Here is a 24297-nt window from a genome sequence, read left to right as displayed (position 1 = left end):
CTCTCCCGATCCACGCAATGCGCCCGTCATGCCAGCGAGCATCCTCGTCATCCCAGCGAAAGCTGGGATCTCGTGGTTCGGGCCGGGCGTGCTCCACCGGGATACCCCAGCTTTCGCTGGGGTGACGGATGGGGGGGCTGGGGTGACTGACAAAGGCGCTGGGGTGACGATCGGGTTATCCATAGATCGCCTCCTTGAACGTCTCGAAGCCGACGCGGCGGTAGGTGTCGAGGAAGCGCTCGCCGGGGTCGCGGACCTGCAGATAGCGATCGGTGACGCGCTCGATCGCGTCGACCACGCCGTCCTCCGAGAAGCCGGGCCCGGTGATCTTGGCGAGGCTGACGTCCTCCGCGCCGGAGCCGCCGAGCGAGAGCTGGTAATTCTCGGTGCCCTTCTTGTCGACGCCGAGGATGCCGATGTGGCCGGCATGGTGGTGCCCGCACGCGTTGATGCAGCCGCTGATCTTGAGCTTCAACTCGCCCAGGTCGCGCTGGCGATCGAGGCTGCCGAAGCGGGTCGCGATCTTCTGTGCGAGCGGGATCGAGCGCGCATTGGCGAGGCTGCAATAATCGAGACCGGGGCAGGCGATGATGTCGCTGATCAGGTCGAGATTGGCCTCGGCCAGACCCGCCTCGTTCAGCGCCGACCACACCGCGTGCAGATCGGCGATCCGGACGTGTGGCAGGACGATGTTCTGTGCATGCGTGACGCGCAGTTCGTCGAAGCTGTAGCGCGTGCCGAGATCGGCCATCACATCGATCTGGTCCGCCGACGCGTCGCCGGGGATGCCGCCGATCGGCTTGAGGCTGATGTTGACGATCGCATAGCCCGGCTGCTTGTGCGCCTTCACGTTCTGGTCGAGCCAGACCGCGAAGTCGGGATCGCTGCGGTCGATATCGGTCGAAGCGTTCGCGTCGAACTCCGGCGCGCCGAAGTGGCTGGTGATACGCTCCAACTCGGCGCGCGGAGGATCGAGGCCAAGGCCCTTCACCGCGGCGAATTCCTCCTCGACCTGGCGGCGATATTCGTCGGGGCCGATCTCGTGCAGCAGGATCTTGATCCGCGCCTTGTAGATATTGTCGCGGCGACCGTAGCGATTGTAGACGCGCAGGCACGCCTCGAGATAGCTCATCAGATCGTCGGCGGGGACGAAATCGCGAATCTCATGGCTGATCATCGGCGTGCGGCCCATGCCGCCGCCGACGAAGATCTTCGCGCCGAGTTCGCCGTCGCGGACGTGAAGACCGATACCGATATCGTGCAGCCGCATCGCCGCACGATCCTCGTCCGCTGCGATCACGCAGATCTTGAATTTGCGCGGGAGGTAGGTGAATTCCGGGTGGAACGTCGACCATTGGCGGATCAGCTCGGCCCAGGGGCGCGGGTCGGCGACCTCGTCCGCGGCGGCGCCGGCGAACTGGTCGGAGCTGATGTTGCGGATGCAGTTGCCGCTGGTCTGGATGGCGTGCATCTCGACCGTCGCCAGCTCCTGGAGGATGTCCGGGGTCTGGTCGAGCTGGATCCAGTTGAACTGGATGTTCTGGCGCGTGGTAAAGTGGCCGTAACCACGATCGTATTTGCGCGCGATGTGGCCGAGCTTCCGCATCTGGCGCCCGTCGAGCGTCCCGTACGGCACCGCGACGCGCAGCATGTATGCGTGCAGCTGGAGGTACAGCCCGTTCATCAGCCGCAGCGGCTTGAACTGGTCCTCGGTGAGTTCGCCCGACAGGCGGCGGCGGACCTGATCGCGGAATTCGTCGACACGCTGGTCGACGATCGCCTGGTCGTATTCGTCGTATTTATACATATCAGATTACCCAACTGCCGGCGTTCGGGTCGGCGGGTTTGAGGGTCAGGTCGGGTCGCATCGTCGGGCCGAGCGCGCGGATGCGGTCCTTGATGTGGGCGGGGCGGGGGCCTTCGTCGGTCTGGGTCGCCTCGATCAGGTAGGGGACGTTGACGCGGCGGGCGCCTTCTTCGGCCTGAAGGATGGATTCACCCGACACGCCGACGTCGACCGCATCCTCGACGTGGCGCGACCAGCCGTTGCCGGTCCACCAGACGACGTCGCCGGTGGGAAGGTCGTTTCCGGTCAACAGCTTCATGCGGCGGCGTCCTCTGCTACGCGGGCCCAGCGGGCCAGTTTGTCTTCGGCGTCCGACAGTTCGACGACTTCGCCGACGACGATGATCGCGGGGCTCTCTACCGCCTCGCGTGTCACCATCGATCCGAGATCGGCGAGCAAGGTGCGGATCGCGCGGCTGCCTTCCAGCGTGCCACGTTCCAGCACCGCCACCGGCATGTCGGGCGCGACGCCGTCCGCCATCAACTTGTCGGCAATGTCGGTCGCGGAGGCGATGCCCATGTAGATCACCAGCGTACGGCCCTGTCCGGCGAGCCCGGCCCAGTTCTGCTCGCTGAGCCCCTTGCACTGGCCCGCGACGAAGCTGACTGCGCTCGAATGATCGCGATGGGTGAGCGGGAGCATCGCCTCCGCGGCACAACCGAGCGCGGCCGAGACGCCGGGGATTACTTCTACAGGGAGCCCGGCGGCGCGGACTGCCTCGACTTCCTCGCCGCCGCGACCGAATACGAACGGGTCGCCGCCCTTCAGACGGATCACGATCGCGCCGGTCTTCACATGTGCGATGATCAGCGCGTTGATCGCCTCCTGCGGCAGCGTGTGGCGGGCACGCTGTTTAGCGACCGAGATGCGCTGCGCCGACGGCGGCGCGATGTCGAGCACGCGCGGGTCGATCAGTCCGTCATGCACGACGATGTCGGCGGTCTTCAGCGCCTCCAACGCGCGGACGGTGAGGAGACCGGGATCGCCCGGGCCAGCCCCGACGAGGATGACGCGCCCGCGGGCGGTAGGGTCTAGGAGGCTTGCCATGGAATGAAAGATGGGCGGCAACGCGCTGCGCCGCAACCGAATGATGCTTTGGCGGGGGGTAGGATTGCTTTTGCGGGGGGCAGGCTGCGGCGCGCAGCCGTCCAAACCGAGCGATCCTTCCCTGCCAGGGGGAGGTGGCGCGCAGCGACGGAGGGGGAGGACACGGAGCATAGGTCGTCGCTTACCTCCCCCTCCGTCTGGCAAGTGCCAGCCACCTCCCCCTGGCGGGGGAGGATCAGATTGGAGGCGCTCAGCCGTCGCTTAGACCGATGCCGATGCTCGCACGCGCGCTTTCGGATTCGCTGCTGACGACCGGGTAGGCACAGTAATCCGCGGCGTAATAGGCGCTCGGCCGGTGGTTGCCCGACCAGCCGATGCCGCCGAACGGCGCCCCCGACGAGGCGCCGTTGGTCGGCTTGTTCCAGTTGACGATGCCCGCCCGGATGTTCGCCCAGAAGCGGTCGTACAGCGCGGGCGTCTGGCTGATCAGCGAGGCGGACAGGCCGTAGCGGGTGGCATTCGCCTCGGCGATCGCGGCGTCGAAATCGTCGACGCTGACGATCTGCAGCAGCGGGCCGAACAGCTCGACATCGGGGCGATTGGCAATATCGGTGACGTCGATCAACGCGGGCTTGAGGAACGGCAGGTCCGCGACCGGGCGCTCGAGATGGCGGATCGGACGACCGCCGAGGGTCAGTAGTTCGAGGAAGCTCTCGGTCAGGTGTTCCGCGGCTTCGTTGTCGATTACCGGTCCCATGAACGGCGCGGGGTTCGCGTGCGGTTCGCCGACGATGATCCGGCCGACCATCTTGTCGAGCGTGGCGATCAGCGGATCGTAGAGCCTGGTGTCGACGATCAGGCGTCGCGCGGCGGTACAGCGCTGGCCCGCGGTGGTGAAGGCGGACTGGATGATAAGCACCGCCGCGGTGTGCAGGTCGGGCGTGTCCCAGACGACGATCGGGTTGTTGCCGCCCATCTCGAGCGCGAGGATCTTTTCGGGCTTGTCGGCGAACGCGCGGTTGAGGGCCAGGCCGGTGCTGGCGGAGCCGGTGAACAACAGGCCGTCGATATCGGGATGCGCGGCAAGGGCCTTGCCTTCGTTCGGGCCGCCGATGACGAGCCGAATGCACTCGGCCGGCACACCCGCGGCGCGAAAGCATTCGACCAGGAACGCGCCGACCGCGGGAGTCTTTTCCGATGGCTTGAAGACGACCGCGTTGCCGGCGATCAAGGCGGGGACGATGTGCCCGTTGGGAAGGTGTGCGGGGAAGTTGTAGGGCCCGAGCACCGCAAGCACGCCGTGCGGCTTGTGGCGGACGGCGATGCGCGAGCCCATCGTCGCTTCGAGGCGGCGCTGCGCGGTGCGATCCGCATAGGCGCTGACCGAGATGTCGACCTTGGCGATGACCGTCTCGACCTCGCCGCGCGCTTCCCAGATCGGCTTGCCGGTCTCGCGTGCGATCAGGTCGGTGAACGCGTCATTGCGCTGGCGGACGATGTTGGCGAAGCGTCGCATCGTCTCGATCCGGAAGGCGAGTGGTTTCGATGCCCAACTCGACCAGCCGGCGCGGGCGCAGGCGACTTCCGCATCGACGTCGCCGACCGGATGGCGCCAGAGGACCGCGCCGGTGGCGGGTTCGTGGGAGATGATCTCGTCGGACATGGCGCTGCTCTTGCCTCAAATCAGGAATGATTCCAATTATTCGGCAAGCGCGTCTCCCATGTTGCGGATCGCGGCGACCTTGTCGTTCAACAGCGTCCAGTCGTCGTGTTCGGCGATCGGCGCCCAGATTGCCTCCACTTCGTCGATCAGCATGCTGCACGGTTCGCCCGACCAATAGGCGTGCGAGCGGTCTTTTCGGGGTCCGTAGGACGCTAGGGCGGCGCGGACTTCGGTCCAGGGTTCGGCGTAGGTTTCGGGCAGGTTCCCGCCGAACGCGTCGAAGAAGAAGCGGTCGATGCCGACGCCCGAGGTGCGGAGTGCGCGTTCGGTGGCCTGGACGAGGTCGCGGTCGCTGTCGGGATCGCATGGGCGGACGCCGAGGCGCCAGAGAATCGCCTGCGTGACTTCGGGTTGATAGCGCGGGCCGAACTGGTCGAGCGCGGCGACAAGCGGCTCGCTCTCGGCGATCTGACGGAGTGCGACCGCGAGCTGCATCACGTCCCAGTGGATCGCCTCGGGCTGGCGGCCGAACGCGTAGAGCCCCTGGTGGTCGAAATAGGCGGCGGTGAGGGTAGGGTCCCAGGTCGGGGCAAAGCGCCAGGGGCCGTAGTCGAAGCTCTCGCCGGTGACGTTGATGTTGTCCGAATTGAGCACGCCGTGGACGAAGCCCGCCGCCATGTAGCGTGCCGCGAGACGCGCGGTGCGGCCGACGACGAGGTCGAGCAGGCGGGCCGGGTCGTCGCTGTCCTCGTCGTACAGGTTGCGCAGCGTGTAGCCGACGAGTTTGCGAAGGCCGGCTTCGTCGCGGTCGTAGGCGAGGCGCTGGAAGCTGCCGATGCGGACATGGCTGTGGTTGAGGCGGACGAGGACGGCGGAGCGGGTCGGGCTGGGTTCGTCGCCGCGCTGCAATTGCTCGCCGGTCTCGATCAGCGACAGCGTGCGCGAGGTGGGGACGTTGAGCGCCTCCAGCATCTCGGTCGCGAGGATTTCGCGGACACCGCCTTTGAGCGTCAGGCGACCATCGCCGGCGCGGCTCCACGGCGTCTGGCCCGAGCCCTTGGTGCCGAGGTCCATCAGGCGGTTCCGGTCGTCGCGCATCTGCGCGAAGGTAAAGCCGCGGCCGTCGCCGAGATCGGGATTGTAGGTGCGGAACTGGTGGCCGTGATAGCGCAGCGCGAAGGGCTGGGGGAGCGTGTCCGGCAACGGCGCGAACCGCCCGAAATGCCGGAGCCATTCCTCGTTGGCAAGCGTATCGAGCCCGACCTGCGCGGCGGCGCGATCGTTGCGGAATCTCAGCCGCGTCTCGGGGAAGTCGGCCGGCGCGACCGGATCGAAGAACGCGTCCCCGAGCGTCAAGAGTGCAGCTTCGGGGCGATAGGCTTGCGGGTCGATAGGCATGCGGCGATATGGTGGCCGCTACCCGAAGGACGCAACCATGGCCGCTTACGAAAACCTCTATTGGTCGTCCGGCGACGGCCTCAAATTGCATGCGCGCGACTATCCGGGCGGGGCGGAAGGGCAGCCGCCGATCCTCTGCATGCCCGGACTGACCCGCAACGCGCGCGATTTCGATGCGCTGGCGGCGCGGCTCGCGGGGCGCTGGCGGGTGATCGCGATCGACTTTCGCGGGCGGGGCGAGAGCGCCTACGCCAAGGATCCGACCTCCTATGTCCCGACGACCTATGTCGAAGACGTCGAGGCGCTGCTGACCGAGCAGGCGATCGATCGGTACATCGCATTCGGCACGTCGCTCGGGGGCATCGTCACGATGTTGATGGCGGGGTTGATGGCGGGGCCGTCGCAGGGACGGATGCTCGGCGCGTTGCTGAACGATGTCGGGCCGGAGATCGACGCGCAGGGCCTGTCGCGGATCCGCGGCTATGTCGGCAAGGCCAGCGTGTTCCCGACCTGGATGCACGCCGCGCGGTGCGTCGCCGAGAATAACGACGACGTCTATCCCGACTTCGCGATCGAGGACTGGCTGGCGATGGCCAAGCGGCTGTACCGGCTCAACAGTTCGGGGCGGATCGTGCTCGATTACGACGTGAAGATTGCGGAGCCGTTCCGCGTGCCCGGCAACGAGGCGGGGCCGGACATGTGGCAGGCGCTGGGATCGCTTCGCGACGTGCCGACGCTGATCGTGCGCGGGGGGCGGTCCGACCTGTTGTCGGCGGCCACCGCGGAACGGATGGCGGCGTCGCTCGACCGGGTCGAACTGGTGACGGTGCCGGGGGTCGGCCACGCGCCGACGCTGACCGAGACGATCGTGCAGGCGCCGATCGACCGGTTGCTCGCGCGTGCGCTTGAGGGGGCGGCGATCCGCGCTTAGGGGAGGGCGGGGCCGCGTACCGCTGGCCGATAATCTGCTGATAAACCGGGATACTTGATGACCGATCTCTCCGACGCACACACGACCGTTCGCCCGCTGAAGGGCCGCCGCGCGATCATCACCGGGGGGACCACCGGGATCGGGCGGGCGATCGCGGTGCTGCTGGCGGCGGAGGGGGCGAAGGTCTTCATCTGCGGGCGCGACGCACGTTATCTGGCGGACGCGCTCGCCCGCATCCGCGAGGTCGGCGAGGGCGACGGGATGATCACCGAGCTCGCCGATCCCGACAAGGTCCGCGCGTTCTTCGATGCAGGCGAAGCATATCTCGGCGGCTTCGACATCACCGTCATCAACGCGGCGGTCGCGGCGGGCGGCCTGATGCAGATGAGCGAGGACGAGCTCCGCTATGCGATCGCGGTCGACTTCACCGCGTACCTGCTCAGCGCGCACCATGCTGCGCACCGGATGACGCCGATCAGCGACATCGTCATCATCGGGTCGCTGAGCGCGCATATCCTCGGGCCTAGCTCGACGGTATATGCCGGGATCAAGTCGGGCATCGCCGGGTTTTCGGAGGCGTTGCGGCGCGAAGTGGGGCCGAAGGGGGTCAAGGTGTCGCTGGTCGAGCCGGGCAAGGTCGGCTCGAACATGCAATATCCCGACGTGCCCGACGACAAGCAGCGCCAGATGATCGAGGCGGAGCAGATGCTGCGGGCGGAAGACATCGCGGTCGGGGTGGAGTTCGTGTTGACGCAGCCGACGCGCACCGTGATCCAGCAGATCGTGATCGTCCCGCGGGCGCTTGAGGGGGAGTAAGCGCTCCTGATCACGATACGCCGGCCCGTCATCCTGACGAAAGTCAGGACCCAGAGTAACGGGGCGCCGTCCTTCATGGCTCTGGGTCCTGACTTTCGTCGGGATGACGGAGTAGGTAGGGCGACGTCGCCGGACGTAAATCAAAGGAGAATAGCGTGTTCGACCAGCTCGTCTTCACCCCCGCCGACATCGACCTGTCGCGCTCGCCGCTGGCAGGCAAGGTGGACGCCGAGACCTATGTGCTCGGCGCGTTCAATCCGGGGATGACGCGGTTGGCGAACGGCAATCTGCTGTTGATGGTGCGGGTGGCGGAGGCGCTGAAAAAGCCGATCAGGGACGGCAACGTCCACGCGATCCGCTGGGAGGACGACGCGTATGTGCTCGACGCGTGGCCTTTGCAGCAAGTGGATACCAAGGACCCGCGGAAATTCCTGATCCCCGGCGGCGGGTGGAAGGTGATGGCGCTGACGTCGTTGTCGTGGCTGTTGCCGGTCGAACTGGATGCCGAGGGCCGTTCGGTGGTGGCGGTGCATTACGACAAGGCGATCGCGCCGCGCACCTCGTATCAATGCTACGGCGTCGAGGATGCGCGGATCTCGAAGGTTGGCGACCGCTATCTGATGACCACCTGTTCGGTCAGCCCGGAGCGGCATTCGACGACGCTGTATTCGTCCGCCGACGCGCTCGACTGGCAGCTCGAAGGGATCGTGTTGGATCACCAGAACAAGGACATGCTGATCTTCGAGGGGCTGATCGACGGGCAGTATTGGGCGCAGACGCGGCCGCTCGGCGACCTGTATTTCGCGTACCCGCCCGGCAGCGAATGGCGCAGCGGACCCTCGATCAACCTGTCGCGCTCGCCCGACGCGCTCCACTGGAAACCGCACGACAAGCCCGGCATCCGCCCGCATGCCGCCACCGTCGCGACCGCGCGGATGGGCGGCGGTGCACCGCCGATCCTGACCGATCGCGGCTGGCTGACGTTGTGGCATGGCGTCGAGCCGTCGGGAATCGTCGGCATCTACCGCACCTATTGGTCGATCCTCGACAAGGACGATCCGTCGATCACGGTCGCGACGCAGCATACCGCGCTGCTCGAACCGAACCCCGAACTGACCGAGCCGTTGAAGGACCGGATGTACCTCGACAACGTCGTCTTCACGACCGGCATCGCGGATGCGGGCGACTTCTACGTCGTGGCGAGCGGCGAGGCGGATCTGGCATGCCGGATCACGCATATCGCGAAGAGCGTGTTTGCCTGAGCTACTGAAGCAGCGGCGGGAGCCGTATGATACGGCTCCCGCACTGGTCAGGGCAGCGGAGCGGGCGTTGGTTTTGTCATCATAAGCGTTATCCATTCGGTGATCTTTGCCGGCGGAATTACCGCGCTCGCATTGACCCTCGCGAACAGCAGGCCATCCTTGGCGTAAAATGTAGCATCCACGATCGTCGGGTTCATCGCCAGAAACTCCTCCGGAATGGACTTTATTAGATCGTTAGGCGCGATAGCTTTGCTCAGCGCCTTTCTTGCCTCCTCGTTAATGTCGATTTTCGCGAGGCTGAGGATACCGTTCGTAATGAAAACATACTGGCCCTTGAGCTTGACGCTCGGCGTTCCGGTAACGATTCCGAGTGACGTATCGCTTATTTTCCGGAAGTAGATTGGTAATGTCGCCTCAAATGGCTGGGACGCGGTCTTGTTCTTAAACGGGTTTCCAGGCCAGGTTTTCAACGTCGGATACGGGACGTTGATACCCATCACACGCCTGGTCTTCCAAACTATCGCGGTATTGGGCACCGGATTTTCAAAGCAACTCCAGATGTCGACCTTGCCGGCAATCGCCATCGTGGCGTGATCCCCTTCGGCACGTAGCTCACGGTTCGGCAACGAGACGATCAAATTGTCCGGCTTGTAGCTCCCGCAATTGTCGTTAGGCAGCGGTAAGGCGCCGATGATCGACGGAAACTTCTGTTGCAGATCAGACAGATCGATATCGAGTCTGGATAACAGATGTAGGCCGTCGCCCTGGCTGACAACCTGAAAATAGTCGCTGATCATCAACCGAACAGGCGTGCCGTTGACGTCTTGGATAAGTTCGACAGGACCTACCAGAAACTCGGTCGGCCCAGTCGGTGCGACCGCAGCAGGCGTTCCCGATAAGGTTGTCGTCGGGGACGGGCCGCTGGCAACGGTTGCTGGCGCAGACTGTGCGATAGCGGGTGCGGCAGCGCAAGCGATGAGGCTTGCTGCAATTCTGGCGTGTTTCATGGTTCCCCCGGTTGCTGAATTGACGTCTCCCTCCGGTTGCGGCGCGTCCGTGTTGCGGGGGATGGCCGGGAAGCTATCAGGGCCGGGAGGGCGGAATGCCTGCAACCTGCTCCGTACCGGATGATCGGTCGTGCCATCTGATCAGCACGCCGTCCCTATCTGGTGCTTGAAACCCAGGGTCCAGATGGGGCATCGCCTCAGCATGGCCGCACCCGTGAACATCCTGCATCTCCATTCCTCGTTCGACCTCGGCGGCAAGGAGGCGCGGGCGGTTCGGTTGATGAACGCGTTCGGGGATCGCGCGAAGCATACCATCGTATCGGGGATGCCCGAGCAGACCAGCGCGCGGGATTCGATCGCGAAGGGTATCCGCTACGAGATCGCGCAGACTCCGCCGCCGCTGACCGGCAAGCCCTCGGTCAAGCGCTATGAGGCGATCGCGCAGTATATGCGGCGGTTCGACTTGGTGCTGACGTATAATTGGGGTGCGATCGACGGGGCGATGGCGCGCCGTGCGTTCGCGAAGGGCGCCCCGCCGCTCGTCCATCACGAGGACGGGTTCAACGCCGACGAGGCCGGCGGGCTCAAGATCGAGCGCAACATCTATCGGCGGCTCGCGCTGGGCGCGGCGCATGCGTTGGCCGTGCCGTCCGAGGTGCTCGAGGGGATCGCGCTGAACACCTGGAAACAGCCACGCGAGCGCGTCCACCGGATCGTCAACGGCATCGGCACCGCCTATTACGCGCAGAAGCCCGAGCCCAAGGCGATCCCCGGTTTCACGCGCAACGCCAAGGAAGTCGTGATCGGCGCGCTGGCGGGACTGCGCGAGGTGAAGGACCTGACCGCGCTGGTGCGGGCGGTCGGCGGCGTGTCGGGCCGGGTGCGGCTGGTGATCGTCGGCGAGGGGCCGGAGCGCGCCAATATCCTGCAGGCCGCCGCGGCGATGGGGATGGCAGACAAGCTGGTGCTGCCCGGATTTCTCGATCGGCCGTACCGGTATATCGGCCATTTCGACATGCTCGCGCTGTCGTCGCGGAGCGAGCAGTTTCCGATCTCGGTGGTCGAGGCGATGGCGGCAGGGCTGCCGATCGCGAGCTATCCGGTCGGCGACCTGAAGCGGATGGTGGCGCCCGAGAATTTGCCGTTCGTGACCGACATCGCCAACGAAGTCCGGTTGCGCGATGCGTTGCAGGCTCTGGTGTCCGATCCTGCGCTCCGCGCCTCGGTCGGGGCGGCGAACCAGGCCAAGGCGCGCGCCGAGTATGACGAGGGCGTGATGATCGCCCGCTACCGCGATCTGTACGAAGCCGCGTTGCAGCGGCCCGGTGCGCTGTCGTAGGTCGCAATTTTGCTCGCACGATGCGTCCGTGCGCTCTAGTAGGCCGTATTTTCCGGGAGAGGTGACGTCGTGTTCAAGGGCCTGAAGCCTATCGTCTATAACGGTCGGGAAGTCTGGCCTCTGGTGGAAGGCGGCAAGGGCGTCGCGGCGACCAACCACGCCTCGGCCGGCGCCTGGGCCGCCGCGGGTGGCATCGGTACCGTCTCGGCGGTCAACGCCGACAGCTACGATCCCGATGGCAAGATCATTCCGCAGGTCTATCAGGCGCTGACGCGCCGCGCGCGCCACGAGGAGCTGGTCGAATATGCGATCGAGGGCGCGGTCCAGCAGGTCGAGCGTGCGTACGAGATCGCCGACGGCAAGGGCGCGATCAACATCAACGTGCTGTGGGAAATGGGCGGCGCGCAGCGGATACTGCACGGCGTGCTGGAGCGGACGCGCGGCAAGGTCGCGGGCGTCACCTGCGGTGCGGGGATGCCGTACAAGCTCAGCGAGATCACCGCGTCCTACGGCGTCAGCTATCTGCCGATCGTCAGTTCGGGGCGCGCGTTTCGTGCGTTGTGGAAGCGCGCCTATTCGAAGGCGGCCGAATGGCTTGCCGCGGTCGTGTACGAGGATCCCTGGCTCGCAGGCGGGCATAACGGCCTGTCGAACGCTGAGGATCCGCTGAAGCCGCAGGACCCGTATCCGCGCGTGAAGGAACTCCGCGACGTGATGCGTGAGGGCGGCATCAGCGACGACGTGCCGATCGTGATGGCGGGCGGCGTCTGGTATCTACGCGATTGGAACGACTGGATCGACAATCCGGAACTCGGCACGATCGCGTTCCAGTTCGGCACCCGCCCGCTGCTGACGCGCGAGAGCCCGATCCCGCAGGGGTGGAAAGACGCGCTGACCCAGATCGAGCCCGGCGACGTGCTGCTGCACAAGTTCTCGCCGACCGGGTTCTATTCGTCGGCGGTGCGCAACCCGTTCCTGCGCTCGCTCGAGGCGCGGTCCGAGCGTCAGGTCGCGTTCTCGACGCAGGAGGCCGGCGATCACGTCTTCCAGCTCGACGTCGGCGTGAAGGGCAAGAACTTCTGGGTCACGCGCAACGACCTGCTACGCGCGCGCCAGTGGTTCGGCGAGGGCTATACCGATGCGCTCAAGACGCCGGACAACACGCTGGTGTTCGTCAGCCCGACCGAGAAGGGCATGATCCGCAAGGACCAGGCGGACTGCATGGGCTGCCTGTCGCAATGCTCGTTCTCCAGCTGGGCGGATACCGAGACGAACTCGACCGGGCGGCTGGCCGACCCGCGCAGCTTCTGCATCCAGAAGACGCTGCAGGACATCGCGCACGGCGGCGACATCGACCAGAATTTGATGTTCGCGGGCCATGCGGCGTATAATTTCAAGAAGGACCCGTTCTATTCCAACGGGTTCGTGCCGAGTGTCGGGCAGTTGGTCGATCGGATTTTGACGGGCGATTGAGGCGCAGCGGCTTCGCGGGGCCATCTCCCGTGCACTTGCTTGAGGTGTCGGGCTGCATCATGCCTGTGATGAGTCGCCAATCCATTAAAAATTCCGTCACCCCAGCGAAAGCTGGGGTCTCCCTCGTGACAGGCGAACGGAGTCTCATGACGAGACCCCAGCTTTCGCTGGGGTAACGGGTTTGGTCTGGAGCGTTCGATCTGGTTCGGGATGACGCGCTATGCCCGGATACCGTCTCTCGGCGGGGTGCCGGAACGACCAGCGTTACGCTAGTCGTTCCGAGACGGTCTATCGAAAGGGCAAGGGGCAAATATGACGCTACACGCATGGTGGCTGTTCGTGGTTGCGATAGTCCTGCTGTGCGGGACGCCAGGGCCGAACATGCTGCACGTCATGACGCGCAGCGTGACGTTCGGTATGCGCCGCAGCATCGCGGCGATGGCGGGGTGCCTGACCGCGCTGGTGCTCGTGCTGGCGGCGTCGGCGGCGGGTGTTTCGGCGTTGCTGGCGGCATGGCCCCGCGTGTTCGATGCGTTGCGCTATGCGGGTGTCGCGTACCTCATATTTCTCGGCATCAAGGCATGGCGCGGTGCAGGGTCTCCGATCGACGTCGGCGCGGACGCGTTGCCGGTGACGGTTTCCGCCCGCCGGCTGTTCCGCGGCGGGTTCGTCATCGGTATCAGCAACCCCAAGCTGCTGTTATTCGCCGCGGCCTTTCTCCCGCAATTCGTCGATCGCGCATCGCCGCAGGCACCGCAGTTCGCGATCCTCGTCGCGACCTTCGCGGTGGTCGAGAGCATCTGGTACGGCATCTATGCGGCGGGTGGGCGGACCCTCGCCAGATACCTGACACGGCCAGCGCTGCGGCGGGCGTTCGACCGGGTGACGGGGGGGATCTTCATCGGCTTCGGACTGGCCCTGCTGAAGGTGCGGACGTAGCGCGGCCATTGCCGTTTCCGGGCATTGCGCGCATACTCGACCCATCGCGACGCTTCGTACGGGCAGGTTGCGACTGAGAGATGCTTTGCGCTCCCGCTCCGAGCCGGGAATGCCGCATGACCATCTATCCTTACATCGCAATCGAGGCGTTGGCTTCGTGACGACCGGCGCAGACAAGCCGGCCCTCGATAAGCAGGCCGTCGAAAAGCAGGTTGCCGAGACCGTCGTACCGATCTCGCGCGCGGTGAACGTTAGCGTCGAGCAGCCTCAGGTTGTTGCGATGTGCAAGAAGCACGGTGCGACCATCAGTGCGATCGAGACGCTTCCGTCGGGTGGAACGCGGGTCGTGCTGATGAACAGTGCCGATGCGGCCAAGATCATCAAGGCGTTCGGGTCGAAGGTGATGACCGGGACGGTAACGCGGACGCACTGGATGCGCGCGGTCTAGGAGCGTTGGATTTGTCGTCCCCCGCAGGGGGAGGTGGCTGGCTCTTGCCAGACGGAAGGGGAGGAGCGGGAAATCTCCGTTCCGCGTCCTCCCCCTCCGTCACCTTCGGTGCCACCTCCCCCTGGCGGGGGAGGATTAGCGGCTCGTGAAACTGTCGGATGCCGTAGTTTGGTGGGACAGGGGCGATAGTCCCGCATGTCCCACCAAGTGCTGGATCAGTCGGCGACGGTGCCGACCACTGCGCCACCCGCACCACCGACGGCAGCACCCTTTTCGACGCTACCGCCAGTGGCTGCCGCGACGCCTGCGCCACCGGCGGCACCGATGCCTGCGCCCTTGAGCGTCGAGCAGGCGCTCATCGACACGGCGGATGCGATCAGCAGGGCGGAAACGGCGAACTTCTTCATGGGGATACTCCTGTCTCTCCGGGGGTATCCAACAAATGCCGCACCGCGGGATCGGTTCCTAGCAATTGATCCAGATTGTTTTCGGGCGTTACAGCCAGCCGTCGAGCACCTGATCCGGGGGGCGGTGGCCGTCGGCCCACATCCGGATATTCTGGATCACGCGTTCGCCCGACGCCATCCGGCCTTCGAGCGTCGCCGAGCCCATGTGCGGCAGCATCACGACGTTGGGCAGCGCGAGCAGGCGGGGATCGATCGCCGGCTCGTGCGCCCAGACATCGAGCCCAGCGCCGGCGAGCCGCCCGTTCTCCAGCGCCTCGACCAAGGCCGCCTCGTCGACGATCCCGCCGCGTGCCGCATTGATCAGGTAGACGTGCGGCTGCATCAGCGCGATCCGCCGCGCATCGAGCAGGTCCCGGCTGTCGGGATTGAGCGGCGTGTGGATCGTCACGACGTCGACCGCGCCGAGCATCTCGTCGAGCGACTCGTGCCACGTCGCCGCCAGTTGCGCCTCGCGGACCGCGGGGAGGCGGGTGCGATTGTGATAATGGATCGTCAACCCGAACGCGCGTGCCCTCAGCGCGACCGCCTGGCCGATCCGTCCCATCCCGACGATTCCGAGCGCCTTGCCGCCGATCCGGTGGCCGAGCATCCCGCCCGGGCTCCAGCCGTTCCACTGGCCCGACCGCACCAGCTTCTCGCCCTCGGCCAGGCGGCGAGGGACCGACAGGATCAGCGCCATCGTCATGTCGGCGGTGTCCTCGGTGAGGACCCCCGGTGTGTTGGTGACGATGATGCCGCGGGCACGCGCCGCCTTAAGGTCGATATGGTTCACGCCCGCGCCATAGTTCGCGATCAGCTTCAGGCGGTCGCCAGCGCCGGCAATCAGGGCAGCGTCGATGTCGTCGGTCACGGTCGGGACCAGCACGTCGCAGTCCGCCATCGCGGCGGCGAGCTGGTCGCGTGTCAGCTTGGCATCGGCGCGATTGTTATGCGTATCGAACAGCGCCTCCATCCGGTCCATCAGCGTGTCCGCCAGTTCGCGGGTGACGACGACCTTCGGGTTCGGACAGCGGCGTGTGTCGATCATGCGGATGGCTTGGCGAAGGCGCTCTCGCGCGTCAACGTGGAGCCGTCAACTTCGGTTGAGCAAAGCGGTTCGTCGCGATAGGACGTCGTTTCGCCAGTTAGGACATGACCATGCGCATTTTCGCCGCCGCGCTTTCCGCTTTCGTTATCGTGGCGCTGGTGCCGGACCCTGCGATCGCTGCGGATGCGAAGCGGAGCGTGCCCTATTACGCGTCGATCTCGGCAACGCGCGCGCGCATGCGAACCGGGCCTGCGCGGACGTATCCAGCGAGCTGGCTGTACCAGCGTCAGGATCTGCCGATCAAGGTCGTTGCGATTTTCAAGCAATGGCGCAAGATCGCCGACCCCGATGGGACGGAGGGCTGGATGCAGGCAAACCTGCTGAGCGGTACGCGGACGGCGATCGTACGCGGACCCACCCCCGCCGAGTTGCGCGAGAAGCCCAGCGCGTCGAGCAGGCTGGTTTGGCGCGCGGCACCGGGTGTCGTGGGGCGTTTGAGCCAGTGCGCCAATGGCTGGTGCCGGATGGACGTGAAAGGGCAGGCGGGGTTCGTCGCGATCAGCGGCCTGTGGGGCGTCGAAGCGGGCGAAACGCTGCCCTGACGCCGTTTCGCTCGATTACGCGGGCACCCTGGATCTCGCCTTGGCGGGGTTCGAGAACTGCATCGCGTCGTCGACCGAGCCGAGCTTCAGGGCCATCAGGTCCAGCGCGTAGTTCTGGTTGAGCTTCCAGGGTTTGCGCTCTCCCTGCGTCGGCAGCGCCGCGGCGGCACGCTGGACATAGCCTGAGCTGAAGTCGAGAAACGCTTCGTTCTTCATGGTCGGGTCGTCGTTGTGCGGGGTCGCCTGGCGCAGGCCGCGCTTCTTCATCGTATTGAGCAGGCGGCAGACGTACACCGCGGTCAGGTCGGCCTTCAGCGTCCACGACGCGTTGGTGTAGCCGAAGGTCGAGGACAGGTTCGGCACGCCGTCGAACATCATCCCCTTGTACTGGAGCCGCCCGGCAAGCTCGATAGGCTTGCCGTCGAGGCTGAACGCGACCCCGCTCATCAATTGCAGTTCGAGCCCGGTGGCGGTGACGATCACGTCGGCGAGCAGGTCCTTCCCCGAATCGAGATGGATACCGTCGGGCGTGATGCGGGCGATCGTGTCGGTGACGATCGAGGCGGTGCCGGCGTTGATCGCGGTGAACAGGTCGCCGTCGGGCACCAGGCAGACGCGCTGGTCCCACGGATTGTAGCGCGGCGTGAAATGCGTCGCGACGTCATAGTCGGGGCCGAGCTGATCGCGGACCATGCCGATCATCCGCTCCTTGACGACCGCCGGCTTCTTCCGCGCCATCCGGTAGAAGAACATCCCCATCAGCACGTTCTTCCACCGCGTGATGCCGTAGGCCGCCTTGGCGGGCAGCTTGCCGCGTAGCCAGTTGGCGACGCTGTCCTCGCCGGGTCGCGCGACGATGTACGTCGGCGAGCGCTGGAGCATCGTCACGTGCGCGGCGGTCTGCGCCATCGTCGGCACCAGCGTCACGGCGGTCGCGCCGCTGCCGATCACGACGACCCGCTTGCCGCTATAGTCGAGGTCCTCGGGCCAGAATTGCGGGTGGACGATCTGCCCGGCAAAGCTCTCCGCGCCCTCGAAATCGGGCGAATAGGCCTTGGCGTAATTATAATAGCCCGCGCACATCGAGAGGAAGTTGCAGGTCAGCGTGACCGGCCCGTCGGGTCCCGTAGCCTCGACCGTCCAGCGCGCGTCCTCGGTCGACCACGCTGCGGACTTGACGTGATGACCGTAGCGGATCTTCCGGTCGATGCCGTACGCGTGCGCCGTTTCCTCGACATAGGCGCGGATCGAGGGGCCGTCGGCGATCGACTTGGCCGCCGTCCAGGGGTGGAAGACGAACCCGAGCGTGTGCATGTCCGAGTCGGAGCGGATGCCGGGATAGCGGAACAGGTCCCACGTCCCGCCCATCGACTGCCGCCCCTCGAGGATCATGTAGGTCCGGTCGGGGCAGCGCGTCTGAAGGTGGTAGCCGGTGCCGATCCCGGAAATGCCGGCACCCACCACGATCACGTCGACATGTTCGGTCATGCTGCATCCTCGTGCCCCGGCGTTACGCCGTAGGTTTCATAACCGAACCTATCCTGTTGCGATCTTTACTCAATAGTCCTTCGTGTATTTGACGCTGGCGCTCTGCCCGCCGCTCGATCCCGCGGCCGACAACAGGCTGAGCGCCCTCGTCAGCGCGATCTCGAGTTGCGTCGAGGTGAAGCCCTTCGCGTCGGTCACGATCTCCACATAAACGTTCTTCGTGATGTACTTGCCCGCCGCGAGGCTGGTGCCGCGGCCGGTCGCCTCGTCGGCGCCGAGCACGCGCAACCGGTCGAACCCGGTCGCCGAGCGCAGCTTGCCGAGCGGATTGAGACCGCCGCCGCCCGACCCGCGCAGCGAGTTCAGCGCCGACGCCAGCTGGATCGCCTCGGTCGCCGACAGATTGGCCGGGCTGGATCCGAACAACAGGCGGCTGAGCACTTCATCCTGCGGCAGCGTCGGCGTCGAGGTGAACGCGATCTGCGGACGCTGGCCGGTACCCGTCACGTTGATGATGACGGTGATGTCGCTGGTGGTGGTGGACGCCTGGATGTTGATATCCGGATCGGTCAGCGCGCCGCCACGGAAGCGGATCTGGCCCTTGGTGACCTCGAACCGCTTGCCCGAGAACGAATAGGTTCCGCGGACGATATCCAGACCACCGGTCACGATCGGCGCGGCGGAGGTGCCGCCGATCCGCATGTCCATCTCCCATTCGGATTCGAGGCCCATGCCCGACACGAACAGCTGGTTCGGCGCACGGACGCGGAGGTCGAGCTTAAACGAGCCGGCATTCGGCACCTCCGACCGATCGGTCGACACCGGCGTACGCACATCGCCCTTGCGCCGTACCCCGGTCAGTTCGGGGACTTCGGCCTGGCCCTGGCGGATGATCTGATAGCGCGCCTCGGGGATCTGGAGATCGCCCTGGATCAGTCCGCCGTTGCGATCGTGCGTGAGGCGGACCGTGCCGGTCGTAGTGGCACTGATCGCATCGCTCTTGGCGAGCTGTGCATTGTTCAACGTCGCACGGATGTCGATCGGGAAGCCGCTGTCCGCCGCAAAGCCGATCTTGCCCTGCGCCTGCACGGTACCGTCGCCGGCCTTCGCGTTGAGCTGGGTCAATTGCAGGTCGGTGTTCGAGAACCGACCGGCGATCCGCATCTGCGACAGGCGCGTGCCATAGGTCTCGTTGTCGTAGGTCAGATTGTCAGCGCGGACGACGCCGTTGAGCTGCGGCGCCTGGAGACGCCCCGAGAAATCGGCGGCGACCGCGATCGGCCCCGACAGCTGCTGGTTCGGGATCGCGGCAAAGCTGAACAGCACCGCGGACGGGCCATTATAGCGAATGCCCCCCGACAGCGGCGCGGCCATCAGGCGCGTGCTCCACGAGCCATTACCGGCCGGCAACGGCCGCAGGTTGGCGACCATCCGGCCGATCACCGACGTCCCGCGACGGACCAGCGCACGACCGGTCGCGCCGTCGCCGCCGAGTGTCCCCGCGAATACGATGTCGACCGGGTCGGAGACGGCGGCAAGGCCGGACCGCGTGAAGTTGCTGACGGTCACGCGAGCGTCCGCGGTCGGCAACGCGGCCGAGTTCGCCTGCGAGAAGTCGAGGCTGCCGGTCGCCTTGCCGCCGATGCCGAGGTTCGGGACGAGTGCGGACAGCGTCGACAGGTCGAGGCGATCGAGCCGGACCTGCGCGTTCGTGCCGCGGCCATAGCTGCCGGCGAGACGCGCCGAACCGCCGCCTGCGCCACCGAAGTCGATCCGGGTCGGCGACAGGCGATATTCGCCCTTCACCGCCTGGATGCGTGCCGGGTTCACGGTGCGGAAGTCGATGCCGTTGGCCTGCCCCTGGGCCGCGACGAGGTAGTTGTTGGGGCTGAGCTTGGCGTTGACCGCGAGGCGGAAGGGCACGCCGTTCGAGCCCGTCAGCAAAGCCTGCGCGGTGCCGTTGCCGCCGACGTAATTGACCTTTGCGCGCGCCGCCGAGAGGACGATCGCGCCATAGCGCATGTCGGCGATCTGCGCGTCGGCGACGATCTGTGGTGTCGGCGTCATGACCGCGGTGGCGTTGACGATCGCGCGACCGATGGTGAAGTCGACCATGCCAGGGATCTTGGCACCGTTGGCGCGCGCGGCGACGTCGGCGCGCTGATATCCGCCCTGGTTGGCGAGGCGGACATTGCCCGTCAGACCCTGCCCGGCGAACTGGAGCGCGCCCGCGAATGGGCCCGGGGCGGTCTGCACGATCCGGCCGCGACCGGTGATCCCGGCGAACACCACGCGGCGCACGTCGACCGCGAGCTGCGTGCCCGGCGTAACCAGCACGTCGGCGGTGAATGGACCGTAGTTGGTGCCGCCGCTCGCGGTGACGGCATAGGCGCCGCCGCGGCCGACGATCCGCGCGTTGAGGTTGACGAGTCCGACGCCGACGCCCGGACGTGGCGCCCGAAGGACCACAACCGGCGCCGTCGCGCTACCTGTCACGCGGGCAGACAACGGGCCATAGACGGTGGAATACGCATCCGCGTTGACCAGCACCGTGCCGGTGGCGGGGTCGAACCGCCCTTCGCCGCGCGTGACACGGAATTGTGGCGCGTTCATCCGGAGATTGCGGAAGGTGACGATCCCTTCGGGGCTGTAGCCGATGTCCGAACGGACGATCGCGTTGCCGCCGAGGAAGCTGCGCGCGCCTTCGTTGAAGATTTGCGACGTCTGCGCGACGACGCGGCCGGTGATGCCGAAACCGCCATTCGGGCCGGGCACCAGCTTCGCGTCGGTCGTCAGGTTGACGATGCCGATCCCGTCGACGCGGTAGTTGTTGACCCGCCCCTTCAGCGCACCCGTGTAGCGGCCTGTGGACATGTTCGCGACGACCACCGCGGTCGCGTCGATCTTGTCAGAGCGGATCTTGAGATTGTCGGAGAGGACGTTGACGCCGGAGATCGCGAAATCGCCGTCGATCGCGACGTTGGTCGCGAGCCCGCCAACTGCCGCGTTCAGGCCGGTCACGCGACGTGCGCGTGCCTTCACCGGCACCAAGATGCGGTCCGAGTTCACGCGCGCGAGACCTTCGGCGTAGAGGTTCTCCACCCCCATGTCGCCGAACGCGATCGTCGCCGCGCGGACCTTGTAGTCGACCGTCGGCGTCGCGAACGCACCGTCGAGCACGACGCGCGCCGTAACGTCGCGACCGCGCAGGTTCGGCAGGATCGCGCCGGGCGTCAGCAGCTTCGCGTTCACCGCGAAATTGCCGAACCGGCTGTTGGCGAGATCGATCAGACCGCCGGCATCGACCGCGAGCGCGTCCGACTTCAGAGTCATCCGCGTGTCGGCCTTGCGGTCGTTCAGCGTGGTGTCGATCGCGACGTCGAGCTGCGGCGCGGTGAGGCGCTCGACCGGACCTTCGAGGTACAGGCCGGGACGCGTCGAACCGCGCACTTCGATGTGGCCGTTCTTGGCGGTCAGCCCGAGGTTCGCCAACTGCCCGCCGCCGAGCGTCGCAACCGCGCGACCCTGCCACGAAGCCCAGCTACCGCGGCCATCCACGGTCGCGGTCAATGGCGCCTTGAACGACCCCATCGTCGATACGAGGCCGCGGACCGGTGCGGTCAGCTTTACATTGACGTCGAGCTTGTTCTGCTCTGGCACGGCATCAAGCTTCAGGACGAGGCGGTCGCCGCCAGCGATGCCGGGGCCGGTCAACGCGGTCGCGTTGGTCGTCAACTGCGCGCGCTTGTCGGCGATATGCACCGCGCCGTCGATCTTCACGATATGCGTCTGGCCGGTCACCGGCTTGGCGATCAGGAAGCGATCGATCACCAGCCGGTTCACGTCGATATCGAGATCAGGGAGCAGCGGCGCGTTCGGATCGGTCGGCGTCGCGTTCAGCACCGGGCGGCGCTGCAAAGTGACGAGCGGCGTCGTCAGCGAGCGCACGTCGACATGATTGCTGGCGAATGCGAACGGACGCCAGTCGACGGCAAGCTTCGGGCTCGTCAGGAACACGCCCTCGGGGTCCGACACGCGCACGTCGCTGAGCGTCATTGCGCCGTAGATCGAACCGTCGATCCGGCCGACCTTGATGTTCAGCCCCGACGCAGTGGTGTAGCCGCCGATCTGGTCCGCGACGAGCCGCCGGCCCGGATCAGTGTTGATCCCGAACAGCACGATCAGCACGAGCGCGAGCAGGCTCACGACCAGGATCGCGAGCCACTTCAGGATGCACTGCCACAGCGGGCGTCGTTCGACGACGATCGTTTCGTGCGTCGTCTCGACGTGTGGAGTGCCGTTTTCGGCCATTAGAATGCCTGCCCGATCGAGATGTAGAGGGCGATCTTGCCGTCACCCTCGCGGGGGTTCAGCGGGGTCGCGACGTCGAACCGCATCGGGCCGAAGCTGGTGTAGAAACGCCCGCCGATGCCGGCGCCGTAGCGTAGCGACGACATGTTCGGCGTGCTGCTCTCGTAGCTGTTGCCGGCGTCGATGAACGGCACGATGCCGAAATCGCCGAACCGGTAGCGGGCTTCGAGCGCGAATTCGTTGAGCGAGCGGCCACCGACCGGGTTGCCGTTGGGATCGAACGGCCCGAGCCGCTGATAGCCATAGCCGCGTACCGATCCGCCGCCGCCACCATAATAACGCCGCGATGGCGCCAGGTCGTCGCGGCCGACGCCCTGTATCGAGCCGGCCTTGGCACGTCCGGCAATCACGATGCTGCTGGAGACGGGGTAATAGAACGTCCCCTCGATCATCGTCCGGATGTACGGCTTCACCGACCCCTGCACCGATGTTTCGGGGCTGAGGTTGAGCGTCAGGCGATAGCCCTTGGTCGGGTTGAGCAGATTGTCCGAGCGATCGAACCGAACCTGGCCCGGCAGCGCGACGATGCCGTAGGTGCGGCGGACGTCCCTGCCTTGCGCGAAGTCGTAGACGCTTTCGTTCGTGCCGACGAGTTCGCCGCCGTAATAATAGGTCAGCGGCTTCTGCCAGATCGGTGTGGAATCGTAGCTCCAGCGGACGCCGACGCTGGTCGTGAACGCGTCATAGGCGTCGTAATTCGAATGGTTCGCGCCGGCGGTCAGGCTGAACGTCCTGTCGCGCTTACCGGCGTTGGCGCGGCGGAACGTGCCCGACACGCCCTGTTCCTGCGTACCCGCTATGACCGATCCGATCAGCGCGCCCTCGTACGGGAACAGGTTGCGGTGCTGCCACGTGCCTTCGGCGCGGAAGCCCTGTCCGGTCGAGAAACCGACATTGCCGCCGAGCGAGCGCGGCTTGCCCTCGCTCTGACGGACCAGCAGGTCGACCTGTTCGGTCCCGTCGGGATTGATCGTGCCGGTGCGGACCGGCTCCACCGACACGGTCGAGAACTGCGACGTCGCCACCAGCGCATCGCGCAGGTCGTCGGTCATGCGGTTGTCGTAGAGTTCGCCCGCCTTGAACCGCGGGAACAGGCTCAGATGCTCGAGATTGAAGACCGGATCGCCTTCGGTCCGCAACTGTCCGAACGATGAGCGTGGACCCGTGTCGACGGGTAAGGTGTACGCACCGGTCGGGGTCTGGTCGTCGAGCAGGATGTCGCGCTCGCCGACCTTGACGAACGGATAGCCCTGCTGCGGCAGCGTCAGGCTGACGTTCGCCTCGGCGCCCTGGATGCGCGCCGCTTCGATCGGGTCGCCGACCTTGAGCGGCAATTGCGTGCGGACCAGATCCGGGGGCGTCGTCGGATCCGCCTTCACGGTAATCGACGACAGCGAATAGAGCCGGCCGGGCTGCGCGCTGACAGTCGCCTTCAGCCGCGCGGGCTTGGTCGTGTCGGCATCGGGGATCGTCTCGATCGTCGAGATCGCGGTGGCGTCGTAATAGCCGAGCGACTTCAGCAACCGCACCGCGAGCGCCTCGTCCTCGCGGGCGCGCGCCGCAACCTGCGTTGCGTTCGCCGCCTTGCCCTTGCCTTCGGCGAGCGCGGACAGCGCCTTGTATTCGCCTTCGAGCCCGTCGCCGGCCTTGTCGAGACCCTTGGTCGCGGTCTCGTAGCGGATTTCAGGCGCGTCCTTGTCCTTGATATCCGCGGCAGTCTGGAGCGGGGTCGTGTCGAAGCTCGACAGCGGTGTCAGCGGTTGAGCGAGTTGCGGATCGCTGGGACCGGTCGGCGGCAGGACGTCGCCCGCAATCGTGGTCGCGGGGGACGTCGCGGTTGCGGGCGTTGCAGGTGCCTGGGTTGACGGAGCAGGCAGCGGCGCCATCGCTTCCAACGGCGCATTCAGGTCACCGCTGAGCGGCGGCAGCGCGCTGTCGAATTCGGCATCGGGAACGATCGGCGCGTCGGAGCGCGGGTCGGTGGACTGCGGCTGATCGCTCGGCTTGGGCGCGTCGGGACCCTTGGCCGGGGCGGTGCCCGGCTTGGCAAGCTGCGCGGAACCGATACCCGCAAACCCCGTTGTCGACGCTACCAACGCAAGAGCGAGCCAATGATGCCGGCTGTTCGAAGCTGTCACACGATCCCCTTTACGGACGGCAATCGTGTACGATT

At 66.1% G+C, this 24297-nt stretch carries 19 protein-coding genes; 8 read left to right on the top strand and 11 right to left on the bottom strand.

Translation table 11 applies throughout. The annotated features are described in order from the left end of the window. Positions 1-175: 175 nt before the first annotated feature. The 5 genes from SPHN_RS06620 to SPHN_RS06600 all read right to left on the bottom strand — a co-directional run bounded on the left by SPHN_RS06620 (position 176) and on the right by SPHN_RS06600 (position 5954). The gene (locus SPHN_RS06620; protein WP_248522135.1) at positions 176-1807 is read right to left on the bottom strand and encodes a nitrite/sulfite reductase; all 1632 of its coding nucleotides are present in this window, start codon (positions 1805-1807) and stop codon (positions 176-178) included. Position 1808: 1 nt separating this feature from the next. Continuing rightward, entirely contained in the window at positions 1809-2105 is a 297-nt protein-coding gene (locus SPHN_RS06615; RefSeq protein ID WP_248522134.1) for a DUF2849 domain-containing protein, read from the bottom strand. Further along, positions 2102-2893, bottom strand: a complete 792-nt coding sequence (cobA, locus tag SPHN_RS06610) for a uroporphyrinogen-III C-methyltransferase (protein WP_248522133.1) — start codon at positions 2891-2893, stop codon at positions 2102-2104. Before cobA ends, SPHN_RS06615 begins: the two co-directional genes overlap by 4 nt. A 250-nt stretch (positions 2894-3143) precedes the next feature. Next, positions 3144-4556 (bottom strand): succinylglutamate-semialdehyde dehydrogenase, encoded by a 1413-nt coding sequence (gene astD, locus SPHN_RS06605; protein WP_248522132.1) that lies wholly within the window; start codon positions 4554-4556, stop codon positions 3144-3146. Positions 4557-4592: 36 nt separating this feature from the next. Further along, on the bottom strand, positions 4593-5954 hold the full coding sequence (locus SPHN_RS06600; RefSeq protein ID WP_248522131.1) for a protein adenylyltransferase SelO: 1362 nt from the start codon (positions 5952-5954) through the stop codon (positions 4593-4595). A 37-nt stretch (positions 5955-5991) separates the two neighbouring features. On the opposite strand from SPHN_RS06600, the gene SPHN_RS06595 reads away from it, so the two are divergent. The 3 genes from SPHN_RS06595 (at position 5992) to SPHN_RS06585 (ending at position 8963) form a co-directional block, all read left to right on the top strand. Continuing rightward, a complete protein-coding gene (locus SPHN_RS06595) occupies positions 5992-6885 on the top strand; it encodes an alpha/beta fold hydrolase (protein ID WP_248522130.1) in 894 nt (297 codons plus the stop codon). A gap of 57 nt (positions 6886-6942) precedes the next feature. Further along, positions 6943-7701, top strand: coding sequence for an SDR family oxidoreductase (locus SPHN_RS06590; protein WP_248522129.1), 759 nt, complete (start codon positions 6943-6945; stop codon positions 7699-7701). A 155-nt stretch (positions 7702-7856) separates the two neighbouring features. Further along, entirely contained in the window at positions 7857-8963 is a 1107-nt protein-coding gene (locus SPHN_RS06585; RefSeq protein ID WP_248522128.1) for a glycosidase, read from the top strand. A gap of 47 nt (positions 8964-9010) precedes the next feature. Here the strand turns inward: SPHN_RS06585 and SPHN_RS06580 are convergent, their stop codons facing one another. Further along, a complete protein-coding gene (locus SPHN_RS06580; RefSeq protein WP_248522126.1) occupies positions 9011-10075 on the bottom strand; it encodes a hypothetical protein in 1065 nt (354 codons plus the stop codon). A 97-nt stretch (positions 10076-10172) separates the two neighbouring features. Between SPHN_RS06580 and SPHN_RS06575 the strand changes: the two genes are divergently transcribed. From SPHN_RS06575 to SPHN_RS06560, 4 genes are all read left to right on the top strand, one after another. Beyond that, positions 10173-11309, top strand: coding sequence for a glycosyltransferase (locus SPHN_RS06575; RefSeq protein WP_248522124.1), 1137 nt, complete (start codon positions 10173-10175; stop codon positions 11307-11309). A 69-nt stretch (positions 11310-11378) separates the two neighbouring features. Next, positions 11379-12782 (top strand): NAD(P)H-dependent flavin oxidoreductase, encoded by a 1404-nt coding sequence (locus tag SPHN_RS06570; protein WP_248522122.1) that lies wholly within the window; start codon positions 11379-11381, stop codon positions 12780-12782. Positions 12783-13094: 312 nt separating this feature from the next. Then, positions 13095-13721 carry a LysE family translocator gene (locus SPHN_RS06565; RefSeq protein WP_248522108.1) on the top strand — a complete coding sequence of 209 codons (627 nt, stop codon included), beginning with the start codon at positions 13095-13097 and terminating at the stop codon, positions 13719-13721. A 157-nt stretch (positions 13722-13878) separates the two neighbouring features. Next, positions 13879-14169, top strand: coding sequence for a hypothetical protein (locus tag SPHN_RS06560; RefSeq protein ID WP_248522106.1), 291 nt, complete (start codon positions 13879-13881; stop codon positions 14167-14169). 215 nt (positions 14170-14384) lie between these two features. On the opposite strand, the gene SPHN_RS06555 is transcribed toward SPHN_RS06560, so the two are convergent. Next, positions 14385-14576 carry a hypothetical protein gene (locus tag SPHN_RS06555; protein ID WP_248522104.1) on the bottom strand — a complete coding sequence of 64 codons (192 nt, stop codon included), beginning with the start codon at positions 14574-14576 and terminating at the stop codon, positions 14385-14387. Between the two features lie 88 nt (positions 14577-14664). Next, positions 14665-15663, bottom strand: coding sequence for a 2-hydroxyacid dehydrogenase (locus SPHN_RS06550; protein ID WP_248522102.1), 999 nt, complete (start codon positions 15661-15663; stop codon positions 14665-14667). Between the two features lie 104 nt (positions 15664-15767). Between SPHN_RS06550 and SPHN_RS06545 the strand changes: the two genes are divergently transcribed. After that, complete coding sequence (locus SPHN_RS06545; RefSeq protein WP_432715059.1) at positions 15768-16265, top strand: SH3 domain-containing protein; 498 nt, start codon at positions 15768-15770, stop codon at positions 16263-16265. 15 nt (positions 16266-16280) lie between these two features. Here the strand turns inward: SPHN_RS06545 and SPHN_RS06540 are convergent, their stop codons facing one another. The 3 genes from SPHN_RS06540 to SPHN_RS06530 all read right to left on the bottom strand — a co-directional run bounded on the left by SPHN_RS06540 (position 16281) and on the right by SPHN_RS06530 (position 24262). Beyond that, the gene (locus SPHN_RS06540) at positions 16281-17753 is read right to left on the bottom strand and encodes a flavin-containing monooxygenase (RefSeq protein ID WP_248522098.1); all 1473 of its coding nucleotides are present in this window, start codon (positions 17751-17753) and stop codon (positions 16281-16283) included. Positions 17754-17822: 69 nt separating this feature from the next. Next, the gene (locus SPHN_RS06535; protein WP_248522096.1) at positions 17823-22064 is read right to left on the bottom strand and encodes a translocation/assembly module TamB domain-containing protein; all 4242 of its coding nucleotides are present in this window, start codon (positions 22062-22064) and stop codon (positions 17823-17825) included. Next, positions 22064-24262, bottom strand: a complete 2199-nt coding sequence (locus SPHN_RS06530) for an autotransporter assembly complex protein TamA (protein ID WP_248522094.1) — start codon at positions 24260-24262, stop codon at positions 22064-22066. Before SPHN_RS06530 ends, SPHN_RS06535 begins: the two co-directional genes overlap by 1 nt. Positions 24263-24297 lie beyond the last annotated feature (35 nt).

The sequence above is a fragment of the Sphingomonas faeni genome (genome assembly GCF_023195535.1).
Classification (GTDB): domain Bacteria; phylum Pseudomonadota; class Alphaproteobacteria; order Sphingomonadales; family Sphingomonadaceae; genus Sphingomonas; species Sphingomonas faeni_B.
Note: the sequence above shows the minus strand (reverse complement) of the source record. Positions and strands in the feature narration are given on the sequence as shown.

What these genes read in the sequence shown, in the direction of transcription:
- SPHN_RS06620 (WP_248522135.1), bottom strand. Translation starts at nt 1,807, where the DNA reads ATGTATAAATACGACGAATACGACCAGGCGATCGTCGACCAGCGTGTC.
- SPHN_RS06615 (WP_248522134.1), bottom strand. Translation starts at nt 2,105, where the DNA reads ATGAAGCTGTTGACCGGAAACGACCTTCCCACCGGCGACGTCGTCTGG.
- cobA (WP_248522133.1), bottom strand. Translation starts at nt 2,893, where the DNA reads ATGGCAAGCCTCCTAGACCCTACCGCCCGCGGGCGCGTCATCCTCGTC.
- astD (WP_248522132.1), bottom strand. Translation starts at nt 4,556, where the DNA reads ATGTCCGACGAGATCATCTCCCACGAACCCGCCACCGGCGCGGTCCTC.
- SPHN_RS06600 (WP_248522131.1), bottom strand. Translation starts at nt 5,954, where the DNA reads ATGCCTATCGACCCGCAAGCCTATCGCCCCGAAGCTGCACTCTTGACG.
- SPHN_RS06595 (WP_248522130.1), top strand. Translation starts at nt 5,992, where the DNA reads ATGGCCGCTTACGAAAACCTCTATTGGTCGTCCGGCGACGGCCTCAAA.
- SPHN_RS06590 (WP_248522129.1), top strand. Translation starts at nt 6,943, where the DNA reads ATGACCGATCTCTCCGACGCACACACGACCGTTCGCCCGCTGAAGGGC.
- SPHN_RS06575 (WP_248522124.1), top strand. Translation starts at nt 10,173, where the DNA reads ATGGCCGCACCCGTGAACATCCTGCATCTCCATTCCTCGTTCGACCTC.
- SPHN_RS06565 (WP_248522108.1), top strand. Translation starts at nt 13,095, where the DNA reads ATGACGCTACACGCATGGTGGCTGTTCGTGGTTGCGATAGTCCTGCTG.
- SPHN_RS06555 (WP_248522104.1), bottom strand. Translation starts at nt 14,576, where the DNA reads ATGAAGAAGTTCGCCGTTTCCGCCCTGCTGATCGCATCCGCCGTGTCG.
- SPHN_RS06550 (WP_248522102.1), bottom strand. Translation starts at nt 15,663, where the DNA reads ATGATCGACACACGCCGCTGTCCGAACCCGAAGGTCGTCGTCACCCGC.
- SPHN_RS06545 (WP_432715059.1), top strand. Translation starts at nt 15,768, where the DNA reads ATGACCATGCGCATTTTCGCCGCCGCGCTTTCCGCTTTCGTTATCGTG.
- SPHN_RS06540 (WP_248522098.1), bottom strand. Translation starts at nt 17,753, where the DNA reads ATGACCGAACATGTCGACGTGATCGTGGTGGGTGCCGGCATTTCCGGG.
- SPHN_RS06535 (WP_248522096.1), bottom strand. Translation starts at nt 22,064, where the DNA reads ATGGCCGAAAACGGCACTCCACACGTCGAGACGACGCACGAAACGATC.